Origin of the sequence: Aquabacter sediminis (assembly GCF_028863665.1) — a bacterium.
Classification (GTDB): Bacteria; Pseudomonadota; Alphaproteobacteria; order Rhizobiales; family Xanthobacteraceae; genus L1I39.
The window spans coordinates 48,634-72,129 of sequence record NZ_JARBFX010000012.1 but is presented as its reverse complement, the minus strand read 5'-3'; the positions used below and the strand labels follow the sequence as shown (position 1 = coordinate 72,129).

At 65.6% G+C, this 23,496-nt stretch carries 20 protein-coding genes and 3 tRNA genes; 12 read left to right on the top strand and 11 right to left on the bottom strand.

Annotation, left to right across the window (positions count from 1 at the left end; all coding sequences use genetic code 11):
* Positions 1-3 precede the first annotated feature (3 nt).
* The 3 genes from PV781_RS20400 to PV781_RS20390 form a co-directional block, all read right to left on the bottom strand.
* A tRNA-Ala gene (locus PV781_RS20400) sits at positions 4-79 on the bottom strand.
* Positions 80-180: 101 nt separating this feature from the next.
* Positions 181-256, bottom strand: a tRNA-Ala gene (locus tag PV781_RS20395).
* Positions 257-384: 128 nt separating this feature from the next.
* The gene (locus PV781_RS20390; RefSeq protein ID WP_274777464.1) at positions 385-783 is read right to left on the bottom strand and encodes a TIGR02300 family protein; all 399 of its coding nucleotides are present in this window, start codon (positions 781-783) and stop codon (positions 385-387) included.
* A gap of 180 nt (positions 784-963) precedes the next feature.
* Here PV781_RS20390 and aroA point away from each other — a divergent pair, with 180 nt between their 5' ends.
* From aroA to PV781_RS20355, 7 genes are all read left to right on the top strand, one after another.
* The gene (aroA, locus tag PV781_RS20385) at positions 964-2,355 is read left to right on the top strand and encodes a 3-phosphoshikimate 1-carboxyvinyltransferase (protein WP_274777463.1); all 1,392 of its coding nucleotides are present in this window, start codon (positions 964-966) and stop codon (positions 2,353-2,355) included.
* Between the two features lie 6 nt (positions 2,356-2,361).
* Positions 2,362-2,991: a (d)CMP kinase gene (gene cmk, locus PV781_RS20380; RefSeq protein WP_274777462.1), complete on the top strand. Its 630-nt coding sequence runs from the start codon at positions 2,362-2,364 to the stop codon at positions 2,989-2,991.
* A gap of 161 nt (positions 2,992-3,152) precedes the next feature.
* Positions 3,153-3,380, top strand: a complete 228-nt coding sequence (gene rpsU, locus PV781_RS20375) for a 30S ribosomal protein S21 (RefSeq protein ID WP_209102041.1) — start codon at positions 3,153-3,155, stop codon at positions 3,378-3,380.
* Between the two features lie 356 nt (positions 3,381-3,736).
* Positions 3,737-5,212, top strand: coding sequence for a glucose-6-phosphate dehydrogenase (gene zwf / locus PV781_RS20370; protein WP_274777461.1), 1,476 nt, complete (start codon positions 3,737-3,739; stop codon positions 5,210-5,212).
* A 40-nt stretch (positions 5,213-5,252) separates the two neighbouring features.
* Positions 5,253-5,960 (top strand): 6-phosphogluconolactonase, encoded by a 708-nt coding sequence (gene pgl, locus PV781_RS20365; protein ID WP_274777460.1) that lies wholly within the window; start codon positions 5,253-5,255, stop codon positions 5,958-5,960.
* A 13-nt stretch (positions 5,961-5,973) separates the two neighbouring features.
* Complete coding sequence (gene pgi / locus PV781_RS20360) at positions 5,974-7,620, top strand: glucose-6-phosphate isomerase (protein ID WP_274777459.1); 1,647 nt, start codon at positions 5,974-5,976, stop codon at positions 7,618-7,620.
* A 153-nt stretch (positions 7,621-7,773) separates the two neighbouring features.
* Positions 7,774-8,007 carry a hypothetical protein gene (locus tag PV781_RS20355; RefSeq protein ID WP_274777458.1) on the top strand — a complete coding sequence of 78 codons (234 nt, stop codon included), beginning with the start codon at positions 7,774-7,776 and terminating at the stop codon, positions 8,005-8,007.
* Between the two features lie 133 nt (positions 8,008-8,140).
* Here the strand turns inward: PV781_RS20355 and oxlT (PV781_RS20350) are convergent, their stop codons facing one another.
* From oxlT (PV781_RS20350) to PV781_RS20335, 4 genes are all read right to left on the bottom strand, one after another.
* Entirely contained in the window at positions 8,141-9,451 is a 1,311-nt protein-coding gene (gene oxlT, locus PV781_RS20350) for an oxalate/formate MFS antiporter (protein WP_274777457.1), read from the bottom strand.
* Positions 9,452-10,043: 592 nt separating this feature from the next.
* Entirely contained in the window at positions 10,044-11,348 is a 1,305-nt protein-coding gene (gene oxlT, locus PV781_RS20345) for an oxalate/formate MFS antiporter (RefSeq protein WP_274777456.1), read from the bottom strand.
* Between the two features lie 91 nt (positions 11,349-11,439).
* Positions 11,440-12,669: a formyl-CoA transferase gene (gene frc, locus PV781_RS20340; RefSeq protein ID WP_274777455.1), complete on the bottom strand. Its 1,230-nt coding sequence runs from the start codon at positions 12,667-12,669 to the stop codon at positions 11,440-11,442.
* Between the two features lie 190 nt (positions 12,670-12,859).
* Positions 12,860-13,330, bottom strand: a complete 471-nt coding sequence (locus tag PV781_RS20335) for a CBS domain-containing protein (protein WP_274777454.1) — start codon at positions 13,328-13,330, stop codon at positions 12,860-12,862.
* Between the two features lie 257 nt (positions 13,331-13,587).
* Here PV781_RS20335 and PV781_RS20330 point away from each other — a divergent pair, with 257 nt between their 5' ends.
* Positions 13,588-14,277: a GntR family transcriptional regulator gene (locus tag PV781_RS20330; protein ID WP_274777453.1), complete on the top strand. Its 690-nt coding sequence runs from the start codon at positions 13,588-13,590 to the stop codon at positions 14,275-14,277.
* A 107-nt stretch (positions 14,278-14,384) separates the two neighbouring features.
* Here PV781_RS20330 and carA read toward each other — a convergent pair whose 3' ends face one another.
* Positions 14,385-15,599: a glutamine-hydrolyzing carbamoyl-phosphate synthase small subunit gene (gene carA, locus PV781_RS20325; protein ID WP_274777452.1), complete on the bottom strand. Its 1,215-nt coding sequence runs from the start codon at positions 15,597-15,599 to the stop codon at positions 14,385-14,387.
* Between the two features lie 384 nt (positions 15,600-15,983).
* On the opposite strand from carA, the gene PV781_RS20320 reads away from it, so the two are divergent.
* From PV781_RS20320 to PV781_RS20305, 4 genes are all read left to right on the top strand, one after another.
* Positions 15,984-16,442, top strand: coding sequence for a GatB/YqeY domain-containing protein (locus tag PV781_RS20320; RefSeq protein WP_274777451.1), 459 nt, complete (start codon positions 15,984-15,986; stop codon positions 16,440-16,442).
* Between the two features lie 155 nt (positions 16,443-16,597).
* Positions 16,598-18,517, top strand: a complete 1,920-nt coding sequence (gene dnaG / locus PV781_RS20315; protein ID WP_274777450.1) for a DNA primase — start codon at positions 16,598-16,600, stop codon at positions 18,515-18,517.
* 191 nt (positions 18,518-18,708) lie between these two features.
* Positions 18,709-20,709: an RNA polymerase sigma factor RpoD gene (gene rpoD, locus PV781_RS20310; RefSeq protein ID WP_274777449.1), complete on the top strand. Its 2,001-nt coding sequence runs from the start codon at positions 18,709-18,711 to the stop codon at positions 20,707-20,709.
* Positions 20,710-20,851: 142 nt separating this feature from the next.
* On the top strand, positions 20,852-21,415 hold the full coding sequence (locus tag PV781_RS20305) for a type 1 glutamine amidotransferase domain-containing protein (protein ID WP_274777448.1): 564 nt from the start codon (positions 20,852-20,854) through the stop codon (positions 21,413-21,415).
* A gap of 51 nt (positions 21,416-21,466) precedes the next feature.
* Here the strand turns inward: PV781_RS20305 and PV781_RS20300 are convergent, their stop codons facing one another.
* The 3 genes from PV781_RS20300 to PV781_RS20295 all read right to left on the bottom strand — a co-directional run bounded on the left by PV781_RS20300 (position 21,467) and on the right by PV781_RS20295 (position 23,196).
* Positions 21,467-21,724: a DUF2798 domain-containing protein gene (locus PV781_RS20300; protein ID WP_425532441.1), complete on the bottom strand. Its 258-nt coding sequence runs from the start codon at positions 21,722-21,724 to the stop codon at positions 21,467-21,469.
* A 1,081-nt stretch (positions 21,725-22,805) separates the two neighbouring features.
* Positions 22,806-23,024, bottom strand: coding sequence for a DUF6538 domain-containing protein (locus PV781_RS24075; RefSeq protein ID WP_342455461.1), 219 nt, complete (start codon positions 23,022-23,024; stop codon positions 22,806-22,808).
* A gap of 96 nt (positions 23,025-23,120) precedes the next feature.
* Positions 23,121-23,196, bottom strand: a tRNA-Phe gene (locus PV781_RS20295).
* Positions 23,197-23,496 lie beyond the last annotated feature (300 nt).

Sequence of the window (23,496 nt, the reverse complement as noted above, 5' to 3'; positions counted from 1 at the left end):
AAGTGGTGGAGCCAGGCGGAATCGAACCGCCGACCTCTTGAATGCCATTCAAGCGCTCTCCCAACTGAGCTATGACCCCACCGGGCCACGGACCCTTGCGGGCCCGTTGGTACTGTCACGCAGACCTGGAAAACGTGCCGATCGACACCGCGCCAGGTCAGCGCATTGGGATTTTCAATTTGGTGGAGCCAGGCGGAATCGAACCGCCGACCTCTTGAATGCCATTCAAGCGCTCTCCCAACTGAGCTATGGCCCCACCGGACCGCGGGCTGCGCACTTTCTTCCGAAACCGGAGGAAAAGCGTCGGGAAGACCCGCGGCAGGGTGCCCGGCGATTCATGCCCGCCGAGCGAGAGCGGCCTTAAAGCACAGGCCGCCGAACCTATCAAGCCTCTTCGTCGTCCTCGAGGCCCTCGCCGATGAGGTCGGAGACGTCGTCCCCATCGTCCTCATCCTCTTCCAGGAACGTATCGTCGTCGCCATCGGCAACGATGTCCTCGTCCACATCAATGTCGTCGGCCGCAGCCGGCGTCTTGGCGGTGGTGGATTCCGCGTCGGCTTCCTCGAGGCTGATGACCTCGACGTCCGCCACGTCCTCGCTATCCTCTTCCGTGGCGGCCGCGCGGGCTTCCCCACGGGCCGCCCCGCGGGCGACAGGCTCGAAGTAGGACCGGGGATAGGACTCGCCCGTATAGGGAGAGACCACCGGGTCCTTGTTCAAGTCGTAAAACTTGCGGCCTGTAATCGGACAGACACGCTTGGTGCCGAGTTCTGGCTTCGCCACAGCGATATCCTTGGCCTCCAAAATCGAGGGGCCTCCATTGGCGAATGCGCCTGCCCATGTCAAGGCGGAATCGCAGGTCACCCGATGGCCAGCGGCAGCGGCGGCATGCTAGAGGGCGCCCCAACGACCTGAAACGGCCGCGCGCGACGCCGCGCCGGCTCAAAAAATGCGGGAGCCGCCATGTCTGCTCACACGTCCCCTCTCCAGGACTCGTCCTCTGCCCCGCAGGCGGGCCACGGCCATGGCGACGCGCCCCGGCCTGCCACTGCTCTGCCCTCCTCCGGGCTGAAGGGCAGCGTGCGGGTGCCCGGCGACAAGTCAGTGTCCCATCGCGCTCTCATCTTCGGCGCGCTGGCGCGGGGGGAGACACGCATTTCCGGCCTGTTGGAAGGCGAGGACGTGCTGAATACCGCCAAGGCGTGCGCGGCGCTCGGCGCGACAGTGGAGCGCCTTGGCGAGGGCGAATGGCGGGTGGAAGGCCTCGGCGTCGGCGGCTTCAAGGCGCCGGCCGAGCCGCTCGACTTCGGCAATTCCGGCACAGGCGCCCGCCTCATGATGGGCGCGGTGGCCGGCAATCCCATCGCCGCCACGTTCGATGGTGACGCGAGCCTGCGCCGGCGGCCCATGAAGCGGGTGCTCGATCCGCTACGCGCCATGGGCGTCGAGGTGGTGAGTTCCGCCGAGGGCGAGCGCCTGCCGCTGCGCCTCCAAGGTCTGTCCGACCTCGCCGCCTTCACCTATGAGACCCCGGTGCCCTCAGCGCAGGTGAAGTCCGCCGTGCTCCTGGCCGGCCTTGCTGCCGCTGGCGAGACGGTGGTGATCGAGAAAGAAGCCACCCGCGACCATACGGAACGCATGCTCACCCATTTCGGTGCCGATGTGCAGGTCGTGTCCGAAGGCGCGCACGGCCGCCGCATCACACTGAAGGGACGGCCCGAACTTAAGGCGGCACCGGTGATGGTGCCGTCCGACCCCTCCTCCGCCGCCTTCCCCATCGTGGCCGCGGTGATCGTGCCGGGCTCTGACGTGTTGATCCGCGACGTGATGATGAACCCGCTGCGCATCGGCCTGATCACCACGCTCAAGGAGATGGGCGCGTCCATCGAAACGGTGGCCGAGCGCACAGAGGGGGGCGAGACGGTCGCCGACCTCAGGGTCCGCCATTCCCATCTGCGCGGCGTCGAAGTGCCCCCCGAGCGGGCGCCCTCCATGATCGATGAGTATCCCGTTCTTGCGGTGGCCGCCGCCTTCGCCGAGGGCACCACCTTGATGGCCGGCCTGTCCGAACTGAGGGTGAAAGAGAGCGACCGCCTCGCCGCCGTTGCCGAAGGCCTTGCCGCGTGCCGTGTCGCCCATGACGTGCGCGGAGACGACCTCGCGGTCCACGGCACCGGCCGCGTGGCCGGCGGCGGGCCGGTGGCGACCCACATGGACCACCGCATCGCCATGTCCTTCCTGGTGATGGGACTGGCCAGCGACAGGGGCGTGAGCGTGGACGATGTGACCTTTATCGCCACGTCCTTCCCCACCTTCATGCCCATGATGGCAGGCCTTGGCGCCGAGATCCGGTGAGCGCACATGATCATCGCCATTGACGGCCCCGCCGCCTCCGGCAAGGGCACGCTGGCCCGGCGGCTCGCCGCCCATTTCGACCTGCCCCATCTGGATACGGGCCTGCTTTACCGGGCGGTCGGGGCGCAATGCCTCCAAGAAAGGCGGCTCGCAGACGAGGCGGCCAGCGTGGCGGTTGCCCAAGCGCTTGATGTGAGCGCCCTCGATCCGGACGCCCTGCGCACCGCCGCCATTGGCGAAGCGGCCTCCGTGGTGGCGGCGCGGCCCGGCGTGCGGGCAGCGCTGCTCGATCTCCAGCGCCGCTTTGCCGCGCAACCCGGCGGCGCGGTGCTGGATGGACGCGACATTGGCACCGTCATCTGCCCCCATGCCACGGCCAAACTCTTCGTCACCGCCAGCCCCGAGGTGCGCGCGGAGCGCCGCTATCGGGAATTGGTCGGCCGGGGCGAGTCCGCCCGGTTCGAGGATGTGCTGGCTGACATCCGCATTCGCGACGCCCGTGATTCCGGCCGTGCCTCGGCTCCGCTGGCCATGGCAGAGGATGCGGCGTTGCTGGATACCAGCGCGCTGGGGATTGCGGAGGCTTTCGCAGCCGCCCTTGCCGTGGTGGACGCCGCAAGATCCCGCCATCCTTGAGCCAGCAAAGGTTATGCTGCTGTGGACAGGGTGCTGGAGTTCTGATAAGTGAGCGCTCCTCTGGACGACTCGACGGTCGGCCGCTGGCCGCCTTCATCGTTCGACACAGTTTCTTTCCAGGTTCGAATTCGGATCGGCGCAACAGCTCGAAGGGGCATCACGTGCAAGTTCTCGTCCGCGACAACAATGTTGATCAGGCCCTCAAGGCGCTCAAGAAGAAGATGCAGCGCGAGGGGATCTTCCGCGAGATGAAGCTGCGTGGCCACTACGAGAAGCCGTCCGAGAAGCGCGCCCGCGAGGAGGCCGAGGCCATCCGTCGCGCCCGCAAGCTCGCCCGCAAGCGCGCCCAGCGCGAAGGCCTCCTGCCCTCCAAGCCCCGCGCCCGCTGAGCGGTCGCGCGGCTGAACCTGTTTCCGGCGTCAAGCCGGCTATGACGGGTTCGGGCGCCTTCAACATCGTCGTCCGATTGAGTGAAAACGGTTCGTGCGCACAGGCGCGCGGGCCGTTTTTGCGTTTTGCCAACTCTCCCCGCCCGTCGGAGGCTCGCCATTAAGCCTTTTCCCGCATCGGTCGCACCACTGCCGCGAATGATTTGCTAGAAGGGGGCGAGGGTCCAAGAGGGCTGGATCGAATCGATTTGGCCTCCGGCACCCGGCGGAAGAGACGAGGGACCGCGAACCCATTCGCCGGAACCTGCGTTCGTCTCCAAGAGCGACGGCCCCCGCCGTCGAACCGGAGGACAGGAATGGCTGCGCGGGTGATCACGGTGGATCCCTTCGACATCGTCGTGTTCGGTGCCACGGGCGACCTCGCCAAGCGCAAGCTTCTCCCGGCATTGTTCGAGCGGGATCTCGCGGGCCAGTTGCCGGACGAGGCCCGTATCATCGGCGTCTCCCGCCGCGCCATGGAAGATGCAGAGTTCCGCGCCTTTGCGCGCGACGCCATCGAGAGCGGCGAGCACGACGCGCCCGACACGGAGGCGATTTCCCGCTTCCTGGAGCGGCTGCAATATGTGGAGGTGGACGCCAAGTCCGACCTCGGCTGGCACGAGTTGGAGGCCCGTCTTTCCGTGGCCCCCGATAAGATCCGCGTCTTCTATCTCGCGGTGGGGCCAGACCTGTTCGACGACATCTGCGCCCGCATCGGCGCCCACGGCCTTGTCACGCCCAAGACCCGGGTGGTGGTGGAAAAGCCGGTCGGCAAGAATCTCGCTTCCGCCCGCGCGGTCAATGAGGCCGTGGGCCGGGTCTTCCCCGAAGAGGCAGTGTTCCGTATCGACCATTATCTCGGCAAGGAGACGGTGCAGAACCTGATGGCGCTGCGCTTCGCCAACGCCCTGTTCGAGCCCATCTGGAACCACGCCCATATCGACCACGTGCAGATCACGGTGGCCGAAAGCGTCGGCACCGCCGGCCGCGCCGGATATTACGACACGGCGGGCGCGCTGCGGGACATGGTGCAGAACCACATGCTCCAGCTCCTGTGCCTCGTCGCCATGGAGCCGCCGGTCTCCATGGACGCCGATTCGGTGCGTGACGAGAAGCTGAAGGTTCTGAAAGCCCTCGAACCCATCAACGAGCAGAACGCCGCCGCCCTCACCGTGCGCGGCCAGTATCGCGCGGGCGCCTCCGCCGGCGGCGCGGTGCCCGGATACATGGAAGAGCTCGGCAGCAGCGAGCCGAGCGCCACTGAGACGTTCGTGGCGCTGAAGGCCGAGATCGGCAATTGGCGCTGGGCCGGCGTGCCCTTCTACCTGAGGACCGGCAAGCGGCTGGCAAGTCGGATGTCGGAGATCGTCGTCGCCTTCCGGCCCATCCCCCATTCCGTGTTCGATGGCCAAGCCGGCCCCATCATGGCCAACCGGCTCGTTATCCGCCTTCAGCCGGACGAGGGCGTGAAGCTGTGGCTCATGATCAAGGATCCTGGCCCCGGCGGCATGCGCCTCCAGCATGTGCCGCTGGACATGAGCTTTGCCGAAGCGTTCGGGGTGCGAAACCCGGATGCCTATGAACGGCTCATCATGGACGTGGTGCGCGGCAACCAGACCCTGTTCATGCGCCGCGACGAGGTGGAAGCCGCCTGGCGCTGGGTAGATCCGATCCTCGATGCCTGGCGCGCCTCGCGAGAATTGCCGCGCCCCTACACGGCCGGCACATGGGGGCCGTCCGCCGCCGTCGCCCTCATCGAGCGGGATGGCCGCACGTGGGCGGACGATGTATGAGGCGTGATACTACCTCCGCCCCTGAAGAAGGCCCTGCCGCGTGACGACCACGCCTGTCTCACTTAACGCTTACGCTGACCCCGAGGCACTCGCGCGGGCCTTGGCCGCGCATGTGGCCGAGGCCCTGCGGGCGGAACTGACGCGGAGCGGACAGGCGAGCCTCGCAGTGTCCGGCGGACGGACACCCACTCGCTTCTTCCAGACGCTCTCCGGTGCGCCCATCGACTGGCAGAACGTGGTCGTCACCCTGGTGGACGAGCGCTGGGTGCCGGAGACATCCGAGCGATCCAATGCCGCTCTGGTCCGCCGCCACCTTCTGAACGGCCCGGCGGCAGCGGCGCGCTTCCTGTCGCTCTACAATGGCGCCCCTTCCCCCGAGGCCGGCCTCGCGGCGCTGGAAGCCGAGGCAGCGGTCCTGCCCGCGCCGTTCGCCGCGGTGGTCCTGGGCATGGGAGATGACGGGCATACCGCCTCCTTCTTCCCCGGTGCCCCAACCTTGCCCGCGCTCATCGATCCGCGGGGGACCGCCCGGCTTGGCGTCGCCCATGCGCAGGCGGCAGGCGAGCCGCGCATCACCTTCACATTGCCCCCACTGCTGGCGGCCCGCGCTCTGTTCCTTCATGTGGAGGGAGACCGCAAGCGCGCAGTGCTGGATAAAGCCCGCGCGCCAGGACCCGAGGGTGATCTTCCCATTCGCGCGGTGCTGCGCCACGCGGCGCGCCCGCTTGATGTTTTCTGGTGTCCGTGAGGATCACAAGACCATGACGTCTCCCGCTCTCTCCCGTGACGACCTCCCCGCCTTGTGGGCCGCCCTCGCCGAGGCGCGGGTGGCGGGGGCCGGGATACCGCTGGTCGACCTGTTCAAGGACGGGACGCGCTTTCCCACCTTTTCGGCCTCGAGCGAAGACCTGCTGCTGGACTTTTCGAAGACCGCGCTCACCGGCGACAGCCTGGCCTTGCTCCTGGACCTTATGCGTGCCGCAGGCGTCGAGGCGCGCCGGGACGCCATGTTTGCGGGTGAGCGGATCAACATCACCGAGGATCGCGCGGTGCTCCACGTGGCGCTGCGCGAAACCTCCACGCCGCTCCTCCTCGAAGGGGAGGACGTGAAGGGCGACGTGCGCGCGACCCTCAGGGCCATGGGCGGCTTTGCGACCGCCGTGCGCGCGGGCGTGCTAGCGGGCCAGGACGGACGCGCGTTCACCGACGTGGTGAATATTGGGATCGGCGGCTCGGACCTCGGCCCGGCCATGGCGACGCTGGCGCTGGCCCCCTACCATGACGGGCCGCGCTGCCATTTCGTCTCCAACGTGGATGGCGCGCACCTGACCGACGTGCTGCGCGGCCTCGATCCTGCCACCACGCTCTTCATCGTCGCCTCCAAGACCTTCACCACGGTGGAGACCATGACCAATGCCCGCACCGCACGGGCCTGGATCGTGGAAGCGCTGGGCGAAGGGGCGGTCGGCGATCATTTTGCCGCCGTCTCCACGGCACTGGACAAGGTGGCCGCCTTCGGCATCTCGCCGCAGCGCGCCTTCGGCTTCTGGGACTGGGTGGGCGGACGCTATTCGCTGTGGTCCGCCATTGGCCTGCCGCTGATGATCGGCATCGGCCCCGAGGCGTTTGCCGACTTCCTGGCGGGCGGCGCGGCCATGGACGCCCATTTCAAGGAGGCGCCTCTTGAGGCGAACCTGCCGGTGCTGTTGGCGGCCGTGGGGCTGTGGCACCGCAATGTGTGTCTCTATCCCAGCCGCGCCATCATTCCCTATGACCAGCGGCTCGCCCGCTTTCCCGCCTATCTCCAGCAGCTGGACATGGAGAGCAACGGCAAGAGCGTGACGCTGGACGGCACACCCGCCGACCGCCCCACCGGCCCCATCGTGTGGGGCGAGCCGGGCACCAATGCCCAGCATGCCTTCTTCCAACTCCTCCACCAGGGCACAGACGTGGTGCCGGTGGAGTTCCTCATCGCCGCCAAGGGCCATGAGCCAGAGCTGCAGGAACACCAGGACCTGCTTATCGCCAATTGTCTCGCCCAGTCCGAGGCGCTGCTGCGCGGCCGCACGCTGGCGGAGGCGCAGGCCCAGCTGGCGCAGCGGGGCATGAGCGCCGATCGCGCGGCCGAACTGGCGCCCCATCGGGTATTTCCCGGCAGCCGTCCCTCCGTGACGCTGGCCTATCGGACCCTCGATCCCTTCACGCTCGGCCGCCTGATCGCACTCTACGAGCATCGGGTCTTCGTGGAGGCCGCCGTTTGGGGAATCAACGCCTTCGACCAATGGGGCGTGGAGCTGGGCAAGGAGATGGCCACCGACCTTCTCAGTGCCGTGCGCGGCGGCGCCCTGCCCGTTTCCGCCACCGGCTCTGCGGAGGGGATCATCGGGCACCTGCGGAGCTTCGGCTGACGGAACACATTGCTGCTATGCAGCATTGCAGAAGCAGCATGCGTATTTTGTATACCACGAAGCCATCAAACTCGGTCAGTATGTCTTCCGTACCGGGGACGACCCTTTGGTCCCCGTCATGGACGACCCGCGCAGCGGGTTCCGGAGGATGAGATGACTGCTCTTGACCTGACCGCCCTCGGCATCTTCGGCATGGCCCTTACGGGCGCCCTGACGGGTTTTGCGGAGCCGCGCGCCGTCATGGCGACAGCCGGTGAACCCGGCGTTCCGGTTTCTCTGGCCCTCGAAGAGGCGCCGGCCACCCGCACGGCGTCCGTTGGGTTCGGCGGCGAGCGCCGCAAGTCGGACGAGGATCCGGCCTGGGCCTCCTTCCCGCGCGCCTTCTGATCCGCGCGCGGCTCCCTTGCGGGAAAATGGGGCGGGTCTCCCCGCCCCAGTCAACCGGCCGGAAACGCGTCGTGGCCGGCGGGAGGATTGAAGTGGCGGAAAGGGCCGGCGCTGACGGGCCGCCCCCTCGCGCTCAGTGGGTGGTAGCCTTCATCACCTCGGCCCCTTCCATGGCATCCCGCCTGGCCTCGGCCACGAACCGGGCGCGCATGGGCTTCAGCACGAAGATGGCCATGAGGGCGGCGACCGCATTGACGACCGCCGTGATGGAGAACACCAGATCCCAGTTTCCGTATTGGGCGACCATGATGCTGGCGAACGGCACCACCAGGGACGCCGTGCCCTTGGCGGTATAGAGGAAGCCCGCATTGGTGGTGGCAAACTTCGAGCCGAACGTGTCGCCACAGGTTGCGGGGAACAGCGAGTAGATCTCGCCCCAGGCGAAGAAGACGAGGCCGGTCAGGATCACGAAGGCCATCGGATTGGCGCCGAAGTGTCCGAGCGCCAGCACGCCCACCGCTTCCAGGGCGAATGCGATGAACATGGTGTTCTCACGGCCGATATTGTCCGACACCCAGCCGAAGAAGGGACGGGTGAGGCCGTTCAGCACGCGGTCGATGGACAAAGCGAAGGTCAGGGCCGGCATGGTGATGCCGATCAGGCTCACAGGCACGTTGGCGATCTTGAAGTCCTTGGCGATGGAGCCGAGCTGCGCGGTCGCCATCAGGCCGCCTGCCGCCACCAGCACGAACATCAGGTACATGATCCAGAAGACCGGGGACTTGAGCATCTCCACCGGGCCGTAATTGCGGCGGGACTGCACCACCGAGGCGCTCTGCGCCTTGGGCAGCTGGCCAGGCTTGGGCACCTGGAGGAAGAAGGAGAGCACCAGCACAACGCCGCCCTGGATCAGGCCGAAGAACAGGAACGTGGCTTCGTGGCCGCGCGTGGCGATCATGGCCGCGATGGGGACGATGGTGAGGGCCGACCCGGCGCCGAATCCGGCCGCGGTGATGCCGGCGGCAAGGCCGCGGCGATCGGGGAACCATTTGAGCGCGGCACCCACGCAGGTGCCATAGACCGCGCCCGCGCCCACGCCGCCAATGGCGGCCGCCACATAAAGCAGGGTCAGGGTGTCGGCGATGGAATTGAGCGCCCACGAGGCGGCGCACAGGATGCCGCCGATGAAGACGACGATGCGGGGCCCGAACTTGTCGACGAACCAGCCCTCGATGGGAACGAGCCAGGTTTCGGTAACCACGAAGATGGTGAAAGCGACCTGGATGGCGGCGCGGCCCCACTGGTGCTTCTCGTTGATGGGTTCGACGAACAGGGTCCAGCCATACTGGAGATTGGCGATCATCGACATGCAGATGACGCCGATGAGCAGCTGCAGCCAGCGCCCACCAACGGGGCCGCTGCGCGCGGTTTCGACTGCCGGCATTTCCTTCCCTTCCCTTATGGTCAACTGGGGTCATGGCGTCCGGCGCGCTGCGCCTTCGGCATCGATGAACGGCCCGTGACGGTCGCCATTCTGTTTGGCGTTGGGCCCGGCACATGCCGGGCGGTTCGGTCCGCGCGCGTGCGCGGGGACCAGGCACTTCCTTTTGCCCCCCGATGGGCGCCGGCCCGGCCTTGGCGTGCGGGGCTGGAATCGGCTCCGGAGGGGGTGGAAGCCTGAGATTGAATTCAAAATACCAAATACTGTATGCGACTTACAGCTATGTAACAGCTAAACGAGCTGTAAAGAGAGAGCTCTCGCCGCGCTTTTTTCAGATTTCGCAAAACAATAACCCAAAATCCATCTGTTATTTTATGAATACCCGAATATTTATGTGGGTTTATGGGTCCCCATTACAAATAAAATACTTAACTACACCTACGCAGATCGCACTGACCTAGCGAGCAGAAGGAGGTGTGATGCCCCTTGGCTTATCGAGACACAACAGCCCCCTTCCGGCGCTTAGGCCAAAAAAAAGGCCCCGGCAGAGCCGGGGCCGTGAGGGGCCACCCGAAGGCGGCAGAGGGCTTTTTGGTCAGGCGCCGACCGGCGCCTGGCGCGTTGCGCGGGCGGCCGCTTCCTCGTTGAGCCGGTGGTGCCGGGCGAGAAGCGGGCGCAGAACGAAAAGGGCACAAAAAGCTGCAGTCAGGTCCATGGCCGCAACGATATAGAGCACGGTGGCCCAGGAACCGGTCGCCTCCATGATAAGGTTTGCGACCGGAACCAGCAGCGCGGCAACACCCTTGGCGCAGTAAAGCACGCCGTAAATCTTACCCACATGAGCGCTGCCGAAGGTATCGGCCGCGGTGGCCGAGAACAGCGAGTACACTTCACCCCAGGCCAGGAAGACGATTCCGGACAGGATGATGAACGCCCAGGGATTGTGACCAAAGGTCCCGAGCGCGACGATGCCGATTCCTTCCATGGCGAAGGCAAAGAACATGGTCTTCTCGCGGCCGATATGGTCGGAGATCCAGCCGAACAGCGGGCGGGAGATGCCGTTGAGGATGCGGTCCAGCATCAGCGCGAACGGCAGAGCGGCCATCGCGAAGAAGTAGAGATTCACTTCCACCTTCTTCACGCCCAGGTCCTCGGCGATCACGCCCAGCTGCGCCACCGCCATCAGGCCGCCGGTGACGGTCAGGATGAACATGGTCAGCATCACGTAGAAGACCGGGGTGCGCAGGGCCTCGCCCAGCGTGTAGTCGCGGCGGCTTTGCGCCACGGTGCTGGAGAAGGTGACCTCACCCTTCTGCGGCGCGCGCAGGAAGCCGGCGGCGAGCAGAATGATGGCGCCCTGGATCAGGCCGAACAGGAAGAACGTCTCCTGGTACCCGGACGTCTTCAGCATGTTGGCGATGGGCATGATGGTCAGCACCGTGCCCGAGCCATAGCCGGCGGCAGTGAGGCCGACCGCGAGGCCACGCTTGTCCGGGAACCACTTCAACGCGCTATTGACGCAGGTGGAGTAGACGCAACCCACGCCGATGCCGCCGATGGCCGCGCCCACATAGAAGCCGGTCAGCGAGGTGGCGTAGGAGTTCACGATCCAGGACAGGCCGGTGAAGAAGCCGCCCACAAGCACCACGGCCCGGGGGCCGTATTTGTCGATGAAGTAGCCCTCAATGGGGGTGAGCCAGGTCTGCACCACCACGAAGACGGTGAACGCGATCTGGATGGAGGCACGGCTCCAGCCATGGGCGTTCTGGATTTCCGGAACGAAGAGCGTCCAGGAATATTGGATGTTTGCGGCGGCCACCATGCAAACGACGCCGGCAATCAACTGAAGCCAGCGGTTCGCCGTCACGGTTGCGGTGCCCGTAGGACCATGTGAACCCATATCTTCCTTCCCCATATATTCATTAGTCTTGTTCTTATCTTTGAGATTTGATCCGCCCTCTCCCTCGTCCCTCTGGAGGGCGGTTTTGGCGTTACACCGCGCCGTTGGCGCGCATGTTGGCAATATCATCCGGGCCATAGCCGATGGCCGCGAGCACTTCGTCGGTATGCTCGCCAAGAAGGGGCGCGCGCTCCACGGGAACGTCGCTGTCCGACAGGCGGATGGGGGAAGCCACCGTGACATAGGTGCCCCGCTCAGGGTGGGGCACCTCCACCAGGAAGCCGCGCTCATACAGGGTGCGGTCGTCCAGGATGTCCTTGGTGGACAGGATGGGGCCGCAGGGCACGTCGATGGCCTTGAGCGCCTTCATGACGTCGAATTTGCTGCGGTGGCGGGTCCAGCCCTCAATGACCGCGAAGCAGGCATCAAGCCGCTGGGCGCGAGCCTCGTGGGTGGCGAAACGCTGGTCCTCAATGAGATCCCGCCGGCCGATGAGGCGCATGAGCGGCGCCCAGCCCTGCGGCTGGATGATGACGTAGCAATAGTCGTTCTCGCCGCCGGGCGCGCAGCGCAGGGCCGCGCCCGGCTGACCACCGCCGGAAGCATTGCCCGCTCGCGGCACGCAGTCCCCACCGGGCACGCCGGGATATTCGGTAAGGGGGCCGGCCGACAGGCGCTGCTGGTCCCGCAGCTTCACGCGGAGCATGTTGACCACGCAGTCCTGCATGGCCACTTCCACCTTCTGTCCCCGGCCGGTCAGCGTGCGCTGGTAGAGCGCTGCCAGGATGCCCGCGACGCAATGGATGCCGGTGCCGGTATCCCCGATCTGGGCGCTGGAGGCGGTGGGCGGGCCGGAGCGCCAGCCTGTGGTGCTCATGGCCCCGCCCATGGCCTGGGCGATGGTCTCATAGGCCTTGGCATCAATTTCGCCGTCTTCGGCGAAGCCCTTGATGGAGGCATAGATGAGCCGGGGATTAAGCCCCTGGATCCGATCCCAGCCGAAACCCTGCCGCTCCAGCACGCCGGGGCCGAAATTCTCCACCAGCACGTCGCAGCCCACCACCAGCCGGGCGAGGGCATCCTGCCCCTGCTGCGACTTGATGTTGAGGGTGATGCTGCGCTTGTTGGCGTTCAGCATCGTGAAGTAAAGCGAGTCCACATTGGACTTGTCGCGCAGCTGCGTGCGGGTGATGTCCCCGCGTCGCGGCATCTCGACCTTGATCACATCTGCGCCCATCCAGGCGAGCAATTGCGTCGCCGAGGGACCTGACTGCACGTGCGTCATGTCGAGCACGCGCACACCTTCGAGTGCCTTGCCCATGCCTCTACCCCTGGAACCTGCCCTGCAGCATGCCTGCCGATCTGCGTCGGCTGTCGGGCCTTGATGGCCCTTGGTGATATTTCGTCTATTGGATTTGGTATGCCAGATACAGAGACATATCACCGCTTCAACCGGCCGGCAATGGCCTTTCGACCGGCGCGTGCAGATGATCCGCGCCGGTCGCTTGGGATCACCGCAAGGCGGTGAGGCCGGCGGCGAGCTCGCCCGCGTGGACGCCCGCATAAGCGTGGGTCTCGCCCTCGTGGAGATAGTGGCGCATGAGATCGGTGGCGCTCAGAACCCCCACCAAGGCATGGTCCTCCATCACCGGCAGGTGGCGGATCTGATGCGCAGTCATCTGGCGCAGCACCGTGAGGAGCGAATCCCCCAGCGCGCAGGAAACCAGGGCCCGCTTCATGAAAGTGGCCACCGCCAGGCCCGGCGTCGCCGGCCCGTGCTCCACCAGGGCGCGAGCGACGTCCCGTTCCGAGAACACGCCGATGACGGTGGCGCCCTCGGTCTCCACCACGTCCTGCACCACCACGGAGGAGATGTTCTCCCGCTGCATGATGAGGGCGGCCGTGGCGACGGTCTCGTGCATGCGCATGGTGATGATGCGCGTGTCGCGCTTTTCGCGCAGAATGTCCGCAACAGTAATCATTGGCGCGTTTCCTCGACGCGGGCCGCGGCGGTTTTCCTGCCTTTCATGCCCGCGGAGATATGCTGGTATTCAGAATACGGACTGTCAATAGAGTTTGGAACTGTCCTGATCCAAGAGTTCCATCAAGATTGGCACCGCTGCCAAGCCTGCCCTTACTTGCCCCGCGCTGGGATCGATGCCATCTAGGTATCTTGTATTTTGCCTCCGAAGGAGGCAGGTGATCAGGGGACGCGCAGCGTCGCCGGGCAAGGGTGGTGATGACCTACCAGGATATCAATGTGAAGCCGATCGAGACCGACTCGAGCTTCCGGATGAAGGCCTACAAGGCCCTCAAGTCCGCCATCATGGAGATGGACATCTACAGCCACAAGGAAGAGATCCGCCTTGAAGAACGGCAGCTCTCCGAAAAGCTCGGCGTGTCCCGCACCCCCATCCGCGAAGCCATGACGCTGCTGGAGCAGGAAGGCTTCGTGCGCTCGGTGCCGCGCAGGGGCATCTTTGTGGTGCGCAAGTCCAAGCGCGAGATCCTGGAAATGATCACCGTCTGGGCAGCGCTGGAAAGCATGGCCGCGCGCCTCGCCTGCAAGCATGCCTCGGACGCCGAGATTCGCGAGCTGCGCCGCAACGTGGACGCCTTTGCCAATCGCAACCCGGAAGAGTTCGTCACCGAATATTCCGAGGCCAACCTGGCCTTCCACAAAGCCATCATCCGCATGTCCGGCTGCGAGTTGATCGCCGAGACCACCGAGAGCCTGTTCCCGCACATGCGGGGCGTCCGCAAGGTCACCATCGGGCAGGACCACCGCGCCCAGCGTTCGGTCATCGACCATGCCCGCATCGTGGAGGCCATCGAGAAGCGTGACGCGGATCTGGCCGAGCGTCTGGTGCGCGAACACACTCTCGGGCTGGCCAAGCACGTTGAGGCGCATGGCGAGTTCCTGGACTGAAGTCTGGGATCCCTCCAGACACGAAAAACCCCGCCGCGGCGGGGTTTTTTATGGCCGGTCGACCAGATAATGGCGGGCCGGGCCGAAGCCCTGGCCCACGCCGATGATCAGGCCGCCTTGTGGCGGGCGATCATGTCGACGAACCGATCGAACAGGTAATGGCTATCCTGCGGCCCGGGGCTCGCCTCGGGGTGGTACTGAACCGAGAAGACCGGCTTGTCGGCAAGCGCCAAGCCCGCATTGGAGCCGTCGAACAGGGAGACGTGCGTCTCCACGGCATTGGCGGGCAGGCTTTCCCGGTCCACAGCGAAGCCATGGTTCATGGAGGTGATCTCCACCTTGCCGGTGGTCAGGTCCTTCACGGGATGGTTCGCGCCGTGATGCCCCTGGTGCATCTTCAACGTGCGACCGCCCACCGCAAGGCCAATCATCTGGTGACCCAGGCAGATCCCGAAGGTGGGGATCGCCTCGTCGATCAGCGCGCGAATCACCGGCACCGCATAGACGCCGGTCGCCGCCGGATCGCCGGGGCCGTTGGACAGGAACACGCCATCCGGCTTCAGCGCCAGCACCTCGTCCGCCGTGGCCGTGGCGGGGAGCACGGTGACCTTGCAGCCGGCCCGCGCCAGCAGGCGCAGAATGTTGCGCTTCACGCCGTAATCGATGGCGACCACGTGATATTTGGCATCGTCCTGGTGGCCATAGCCCTCAGGCCAGACCCATGGGGTCTCGTCCCAGTCAAAGCGCTGGGCGGAGGTGACGCCGGGTACCAGGTCCATGCCCTCCAGCCCCGGCCAGGCCTTGGCCTTGGCTTTCAGGGCCTCCACATCGAACACGCCATCGGGGGCATGGGCGATGACAGCATTGGGCATGCCGCTCTCACGAATGAGGGCGGTGAGGGCGCGGGTGTCGATACCGGAAATGCCCGCGATCCCGCGCGCCTTCAGCCACTGATCGAAGTGGCGGGTGGCGCGGAAGTTGGATGGGTCGGTGACGGGGGCGCGCAGCACGACGCCGCGCACGCCGGAGGCCGAGGCCATGGACACCGTCTCGATGTCCTCCTCGTTGGTGCCCACATTGCCGATATGGGGGAAGGTGAAGGTGATGATCTGGCCGCTATAGGAGGGGTCCGTCAGGATCTCCTCATAGCCGGTGATGGCGGTGTTGAAGCACACCTCCCCCACCCCTTCGCCGATGGCGCCGAGGCCGTAGCCTTCAAGGACGGTCCCGTCCGCGAGCACCAGCAGCGCGGTCGGTTTCTGTTCGACCCAGCCGTCGGCACCGCCGACGGGGGCATGGGCGTGATCTTGTTCCTGGCTCATGGATCGCCTAGATAAGGGTTCACGCGCCGCTGATCCAGTGGGGCGAGGGCCTTTGCGCGGTTTTTGCAACGCTGCCATTCGCGCAGGGCGGCCGGGCCGGCCGGGTGCCCGAGATTTTTAGAAGCTGGGGCTTGGTGGTTCGGGACAATAAGGCCGGCCAAACGTGTTTTCGCCAACCCGTTTTGGGGCCACCGAGGGGTTCGACCTGCCATAAGTATATCGGACCAGGAGACCTGGAGCGGGGCGAGTGGAGCCACGGGCGGGACGCAAGGTGGACATTGGGGCGAAAGCTGGCGCGTTCAGGCGCTGGCAGAGGCCGGATCCGGAGGCCGCGCGGGGCGGCGGGCGGACGGTGGCAACAAGATTAGACGAGACGAGGACAACGTGCTGCGCGACGACATCAACACCGCTTTGAAAGAGAGCATGAAGGCCGGCGACAAGGTGCGCCTGTCCACCTTGCGCCTCGTCAATGCCGCGCTGAAGGACCGGGACATCGAAGCACGCGGCCAGGGCAAGGACCCGCTGGGCGATGACGAGATCCGCTCGCTGCTCTCCAAGATGGCCAAGCAGCGGGAGGAAAGCGCGCGCATCTATGAAGAAAACGCCCGCCCCGAGCTCGCCGAGCAGGAGCGCGCCGAGATCGCGGTCATCCAGGACTTCCTGCCCCGCCAGCTCGACGAAGCCGAGACCCGCGCCGTGATCGCCGCCGTGGTGGCCGAGATCGAAGCCAAGGGCATCAAGGACATGGGCCGCACCATGGCCGTCCTGAAGGAGCGCTATGCCGGCGCCATCGACTTCGGCAAGGCCTCGCCCTGGGTGAAGGACGCTCTCACCGCCTCCTGAGGCTGTGAATTGCGGGGACAGTGGGCAAGACGGCCCAAACGCGGCCGCCCGCCTCTCCCGAGGCCCACTGCCCCCTGCCCGGCCGGTCGCCCGCGACCGGCCGAACTGCTATGATCGGGTCAGCGGCGGGACGTTGCCGCATGAGACTGGGCTGAATGCGATTCCCCCCCTCCTTCCTGGATGAGATCCGTGCCCGCCTGCCGGTCTCCGAAGTGGTGGGCCGCAAAGTCAGGCTGAAGAAGCAGGGGCGCGAGTTTGCCGGCCTCTCCCCCTTCAATGCCGAGAAGACCCCCTCTTTCTTCGTCAACGACCAGAAGGGTTTCTACCACTGCTTCTCCTCGGGCAAGCACGGCGACGTGTTTGATTTCCTGATGGAGACGGAAGGCGTTCCCTTCGGCGAGGCAGTGGAACGTCTCGCCTCCATGGCTGGCCTGTCCCTGCCGCAAGTCACGCCTGAGGCCGCCGCCAAAGAAGAGCGCCGCCGCACGCTCTATGACGTGCTCTCGCTCGCGGAAGCCTATTTCCGCGAATCGTTGCAGGCCCGTTCCGGCGCAAAGGCGCGGGGTTATCTGTCCGACCGCTCTCTCGGCCCCGCCACGCAGAAGCGCTTCGGCCTCGGCTATGCGCCCGGCGAGCGCTATGGACTGAAGGAAGCGCTGGGCAAGGCGGGCGTTTCGGTCTCCGACATGGTGGAGGCCGGCCTCCTGGTGGCGGGCGACGACATCCCCGTGCCCTATGACCGCTTTCGCGACCGGGTGATCTTCCCTATCACCGACCTGAAGGGCCGGACGGTGGGCTTCGGCGGCCGGGCGCTCGAAAAAGACGTGTCCGCCAAGTATCTCAACTCGCCGGAGACCCCGCTCTTCCACAAGGGGGGGCTGCTCTATAACGGATTTGCCGCCCGCGCCGCCGCGCACAAGGGCGCCCGCGTGGTGGCGGTGGAAGGCTATGTGGACGTGATCGCCATGGTGGAGGCGGGCTTCGAGGCGGCGGTGGCGCCGCTCGGCACCGCGCTCACCGACGAGCAATTGCAGTTGCTCTGGCGCATGGCGGACGAACCTACCTTGTTGTTTGACGGCGACAAGGCCGGCCGGCGCGCCGCCTATCGGGCCATCGACCTTGCCTTGCCCCACATCAAGCCCGGCAAGAGCCTGGCGTTCGGGGCCCTGCCCGATGGCCAGGACCCGGACGATCTGGTTCGGCGCGGCGGCCGGGAGGCCATGGAAGGCGTCCTCGCCCGCACCGAACCCTTGGCTGCCATGCTCTGGCAGCGCGAGACCGAGGCGGTGAACCTCGATACGCCCGAGCGCCGCGCGGCCCTCGAAACCCGGATCAGCGAGGTGGTGAACGCCATAGCCGACGAGACCGTGCGGCGCCACTACAAGTCAGACCTCACCGAACGCATGCGCCGCCTGCTGGCCCCGGCCGGCGCGGTGCGCACCCAATGGTCTGCCAGCCGCCGACCCGGACCTGGCGGCCAGAAGGGGCGCTCGCCCTCCCCGGGCGAGATGATGAGCCCGCGCGGCGGCGGCGAACTCAGCCGCTCCGCCGTCGTGCGCGGGCCGGGCGCCAGCCTGCCCCGCAACGAGGCCCTGCTGCTGTTTTGCTTGCTCAATCATCCCTGGCTAATGGACGAGATGGGCGAGGAAATCGCAGAGCTGCCATTCGCCCATGCGGAGGCCGATCGGTTGCGCCGGAGCATGCTGGAAGCGCATATGCACGGCCTCGACCTTGCCGCCCATCTGGCGGTCCATCCGGCCGAGGGAGCGGCGGACCTGGAAGCGGTCTGCCGGCGCGTCAGGGCACTGGCCAATCCGAAAATGGACTGGCCAGCATATCCTGATACCGCACAAGAGGACGTGAGGCTCTGGTGGCAGCAGCGGACGGCCTTGCATCGTAAGGCTTACGCGCTATCTAGGGAGTTGAGAGAAGCTGAGCGCCACTTGGGTGACGACCCGAGCGAGGCGAATTTTGCCTGGCTGAGGGATGTGCGCGAGCGTCTTTCCGCCATGGATGGAACCGAGGCCCTGGTGGAAGGGTTTGGTGCCTCTTCGGGTCGGACGCCAGCGCGCTGAGGGCGCGGCGGCGTGATCGGAGGGGCCGGCCCAAAGATACCGGGCGAACTGGCCGCGTCGCGCGCGGCGGTTCAGGCTGATTTAACGGAGGGCTTCTATCACGGAGGCCCCCAGGCGGGTGAGTGAGGCGGTGGACCCCTTGGTCGCCGCCGTTTCGCCGTTGGCAGACGGCGATCAGGCAGGAGATGTCCATGGCGAAGCAGGCCACCGAGACGACCGAAGCTCCGGAGAAGGAGAACGACGCCCCCGACGGGCCGTTGCTCGACCTCTCGGACGCGGCCGTCCGGAAGATGATCAAGAATGCCAAGCGCCGCGGCTACGTCACCTATGAGCAGCTCAACGAAGTGATGCCGTCCGAGGAGGTGACCTCCGAGCAGATCGAGGACACCCTCGCCATGCTCAACGACATGGGCATCAACGTGATCGAGGCGGAAGAAGCCGCCGACGAGGAGCACGGCGAGGAAGGCGAGACCGCCGACGAGCCGGAAGAGGCCGAAGGCGGCGAAGTCGCCGAGGCCGCGCCCCGTGCGATCACCCGCGCCGAGACCAAGTCCGAGCCGGCGGAGCGCACGGATGATCCCGTGCGCATGTATCTGCGCGAGATGGGCTCGGTGGAGCTGCTCTCCCGCGAGGGCGAAATCGCCATCGCAAAGCGCATCGAGGCTGGCCGCGAGGCCATGATTGCGGGCCTCTGCGAGAGCCCCCTCACCTTCCAGGCCATCATCATCTGGCGTGATGAGCTGGCCGAAGGCCGCGTGCTCCTGCGCGACATCATCGACCTTGAAGCCACCTATGCCGGCCCCGAGGGGAAGAACCCTCCCCCGGCGCTGGAGGGCGAAGCCGCCCTTGCTCCCGAGGCGGGCGAGGACGGTCTCCTGGGCGATGGCGCCGCCCCCGAGGGAGACGAGGACGACATGGAGAACTCCCTGTCGCTCGCCGCCATGGAGACGGAGATCAAGCCCAAGGTCCTCGAGACCTTCGAGCGCATCGCCGACAATTATAAGAAGCTGCGCCGCCTGCAGGACCAGAACGTCGAGTCCAAGCTCAAGAACGAGACGCTCTCCCCTGCCCAGGAGCGCAAGGCGAAGAAGCTGAAAGAGGACCTGGTCCTCGACATGAAGTCGCTGTCCCTCAACCAGGCGCGCATCGATGCCCTGGTGGAGCAGCTCTACGAGATCAACAAGCGTCTCGTGGGCCTGGAAGGCCGTCTGCTGCGCCTCGCCGAGAGCTATGGCGTGACCCGCGACGACTTCCTGCGCCAGTACCAGGGCTATGAGCTGGACCCCAAGTGGGTGCTGCGTGTCTCCAAGCTCGGCTCGAAGGGCTGGAAGGGCTTTGTCGCGTCCGAGAAGGACATGATCAAGGACCTGCGCGGGGACATCCATAACCTCGCCACCGAGACCGGCCTGGAGATCCTCGAGTTCCGCAAGATCGTCCAGATGGTGCAGAAGGGCGAGAAGGAAGCCCGCCAGGCGAAGAAGGAAATGGTGGAGGCGAACCTGCGCCTCGTCATCTCCATCGCCAAGAAGTACACGAACCGCGGCCTGCAATTCCTGGACCTGATCCAGGAGGGCAATATCGGCCTCATGAAGGCCGTCGATAAGTTCGAGTATCGGCGCGGCTATAAGTTCTCCACCTATGCCACCTGGTGGATTCGGCAGGCGATCACCCGGTCTATTGCGGACCAGGCGCGCACCATCCGCATTCCCGTGCACATGATCGAGACCATCAACAAGATCGTGCGCACGTCCCGCCAGATGCTCCACGAGATCGGCCGCGAGCCGACCCCGGAAGAGCTGGCCGAGAAGCTGGGCATGCCGCTGGAGAAGGTCCGCAAGGTCCTGAAGATCGCCAAGGAGCCCATCTCCCTCGAAACGCCCATCGGCGACGAGGAAGATTCGCACCTCGGCGACTTCATCGAGGACAAGAATGCGGTGCTCCCCATCGACGCCGCGATCCAGTCCAATCTGCGCGAGACCACGACCCGCGTGCTCGCCTCCCTCACCCCGCGCGAGGAGCGCGTGCTGCGGATGCGCTTCGGCATCGGCATGAACACCGATCACACGCTGGAGGAAGTGGGACAGCAATTCTCGGTGACGCGCGAGCGTATCCGCCAGATCGAAGCCAAGGCGCTGCGCAAGCTCAAGCATCCCAGCCGCTCGCGCAAGCTGCGTTCGTTCCTGGACAACTGATCCCGGACGACGGAATCATAGGCAAAGTCAGCGGCGGGCGAGAGCCCGCCGTTTCTTTTTGCCCCGTGCCCCGCGCATGCGGGGGAACGATGCGCCCGCCCCGTCATTGTCCTTTCAGACCCCCACAAAAATGGAGGACAACATGCCGGGTGCTTTGGACGGCAAGCGCATTCTCATTCTCGCCACCAACGGCTTTGAGCAATCCGAGTTGGAAGTGCCACGCGATCGCCTTAAGGACGCAGGGGCGCAAGTCCACATTGCCTCGCCCGAGAGCGGCGAAATCAAAGGGTGGGACCAGAAGGACTGGGGCCGCCCCGTGAGGGTGGACAAGGTCCTGAGCGAGGCACGCGAGGGGGACTATGACGCCCTCGTGTTGCCGGGCGGTCAGATGAACCCCGACGTTCTGCGCGCCAACGAGCAGGCCGTGAAATTAGTGAAGGCCTTTTATGATGCCGGCAAGACGGTGGCTGCCGTCTGCCATGCGCCATGGCTTCTGGTGGAAGCCGGCATCGCCAAGGGCAAGCGCATGACCTCGTACAAATCGATCAGGACAGACGTGGTCAATGCTGGGGCCCAGTGGGAAGATTCCCAGGTGGTCACCGACAATGGCCTCATAACTTCCCGCAATCCCGGGGACCTTGAAGCCTTCTGCGCAAAGATCGTCGAGGAAGTACGGGAAGGCCGGCATCAGCGTCGCGCCGCCTGACCGAAGGTATTTCCTTAGAAACGGGCGTCCCCAAGGGGCGCCCGTTTTGCGTCAGCGACCCGGCGTCTCCACCACAAGGGCAACGATGCGCCGGACGACAGGCAGAACAAGAAGCAGGGTAGGAAAGGCCACCACCCAGGAAATGGCCCAGGCGGCCGGCCAGGTGGTCAGGAAATCCGACCCGAAGCCAAGGCTGCGGGCGGTGGAGATGGCTGAGACCACAAAGGTCATCAGCACGGAGAGCACCAGCGGCATGACGACGGACGCCGAGCGCGCGGGGAGCTTGCGGGAAGAGAAAACTGAAGGCATGGGAGCCATCCTCGAACGGATGGTCCTGCAGGTCCGGTGCGCACTGCATCCGGCCGGCCTGGACCGGGGGATGCGTTGCCTGACGTCGGACGCTTACGACGCACGAAAAGAACCGCACGTGCCACCGATAAGCCAGCGGCGCGGCGGAAAGTCAAGAACGTTCCATGTGACCGCAGCGGGCGCTCGATCCATCTATGAGGCAGCGGTGAGGCGCCGCTCCAGGCTCAGCGCCCAACGGGTCCGCTCCTCCGCACTCGCAGCCTCAAGGTAGCAGCGGGCGCTTTCCAATCCAGCCGCCAGGAACATGGGTCCGAACTTGCACGCTTCAATGCGGTGCACATTCTCGGCCTGCGGCGACCACAGGCGCGCGAACATTCCGTCTAGCGTCTCTGGAGGCTTGGATGTCAACTCGGCAAGGAAACCCCAATCCCTCCCGGGCAGTTCGTGAACGGCGAAGCCAAACCTGCGAAACAAAACCTGAAGCCCGTGCACCGAGTAGGACGCGACGTGGCCTCTCACCAAGGGGTCCAAATACCCAGAATCTCTGCCATCCGAAAGACTTCGGCAGCCCGCAATACGGACGATCCGTAGGACCTATCCCTGGCCGCACTGACTTCAAACGACCAATATTCTTCATTATACTCCCTTGATCCACCCTTATTATTGCTATTGAAAGATCCTTCATCTGCATAAATACTCTGACAGGCAGAGCATTGCAGATACTGAATGCCAGAGCATGACCTAAAGGCATGCAATGTGCCATGTTCACAAACCTGACACCTTGCGCCCATCGTTTCGCTCCGCACATAGGTTCACTTCGGGACACCTTACTGTGCGCAACCAGCGAAGTGAAACGCGCCATACAACCGCAGACTAGCAACCGGTGCTCACACAAGCAGATGACCGGCCACCAGCCTTCATCGTCCCTCTGCCCATCCCAGGTCGGACGCCCGTGTCTGAGCGCGCCCAAGATCATGCCCCAACGGCGGGAAGCGCAGAAGGGATTCGGCCTCCCGGGCGCACCGCAAGATGGGGGGACTTGTGGGACTTGAGGGGCGGATAAGGACCGGCTTGTTAGCACTTACACTCCCGCCGCCTCACGGAGGCGAATCGGGAAAAAACAAACCAGGGTCCGCCGCCCCAGCCCACCCTGCCCGCGATCCGCGCGGCCATCATCGCCAGGCTCGGTGCCGAGCGAGCGCTTCACCTCGGTCTTGCCAATGATCGTCCTCAGGCGATCAGGGACGGCCCTGCGGAACTGATAAACGCCGCTCTTGGGGTGCTTCGTCGGACGGGACATGGCGAGGACCATTGGACCACCTGTCTGTACCACCAGACGGTTTCCAACACTTTGAGAAACAAAGAGTTTTTGCAGATCAAAGCCTTAGAAGGGCGATGGTGCCCAGGGCCGGAATCGAACCAGCGACACTGCGATTTTCAGTCGCATGCTCTACCAACTGAGCTACCTGGGCGTCCGGGCGGCGGTGCCGTCGGGAACGGTGGCGGGTATAGTCAGTTCGTCGGCTCCTGTCCATAGGGAGGAGGAAATGAGCGGTGTTTCGGGCGCTGGCCTGTGGATGACGCGGGGCGCGGGCGGCGGCGCGGTCCAGGAAACTCTCCGCGCGCGCCTCGGGGCGGGCGCACGAACGGGCAAGGACCGGAAGCGCGCGGCCCCTTGCGGGCGACCCTGAAGGCGGTTCAACCGGTGCGTCCAGGGCGGGATTGGCACCTCGTGGGCGAGGGGGTCGCTGAGCCCGGGAAACGTCGCCCGA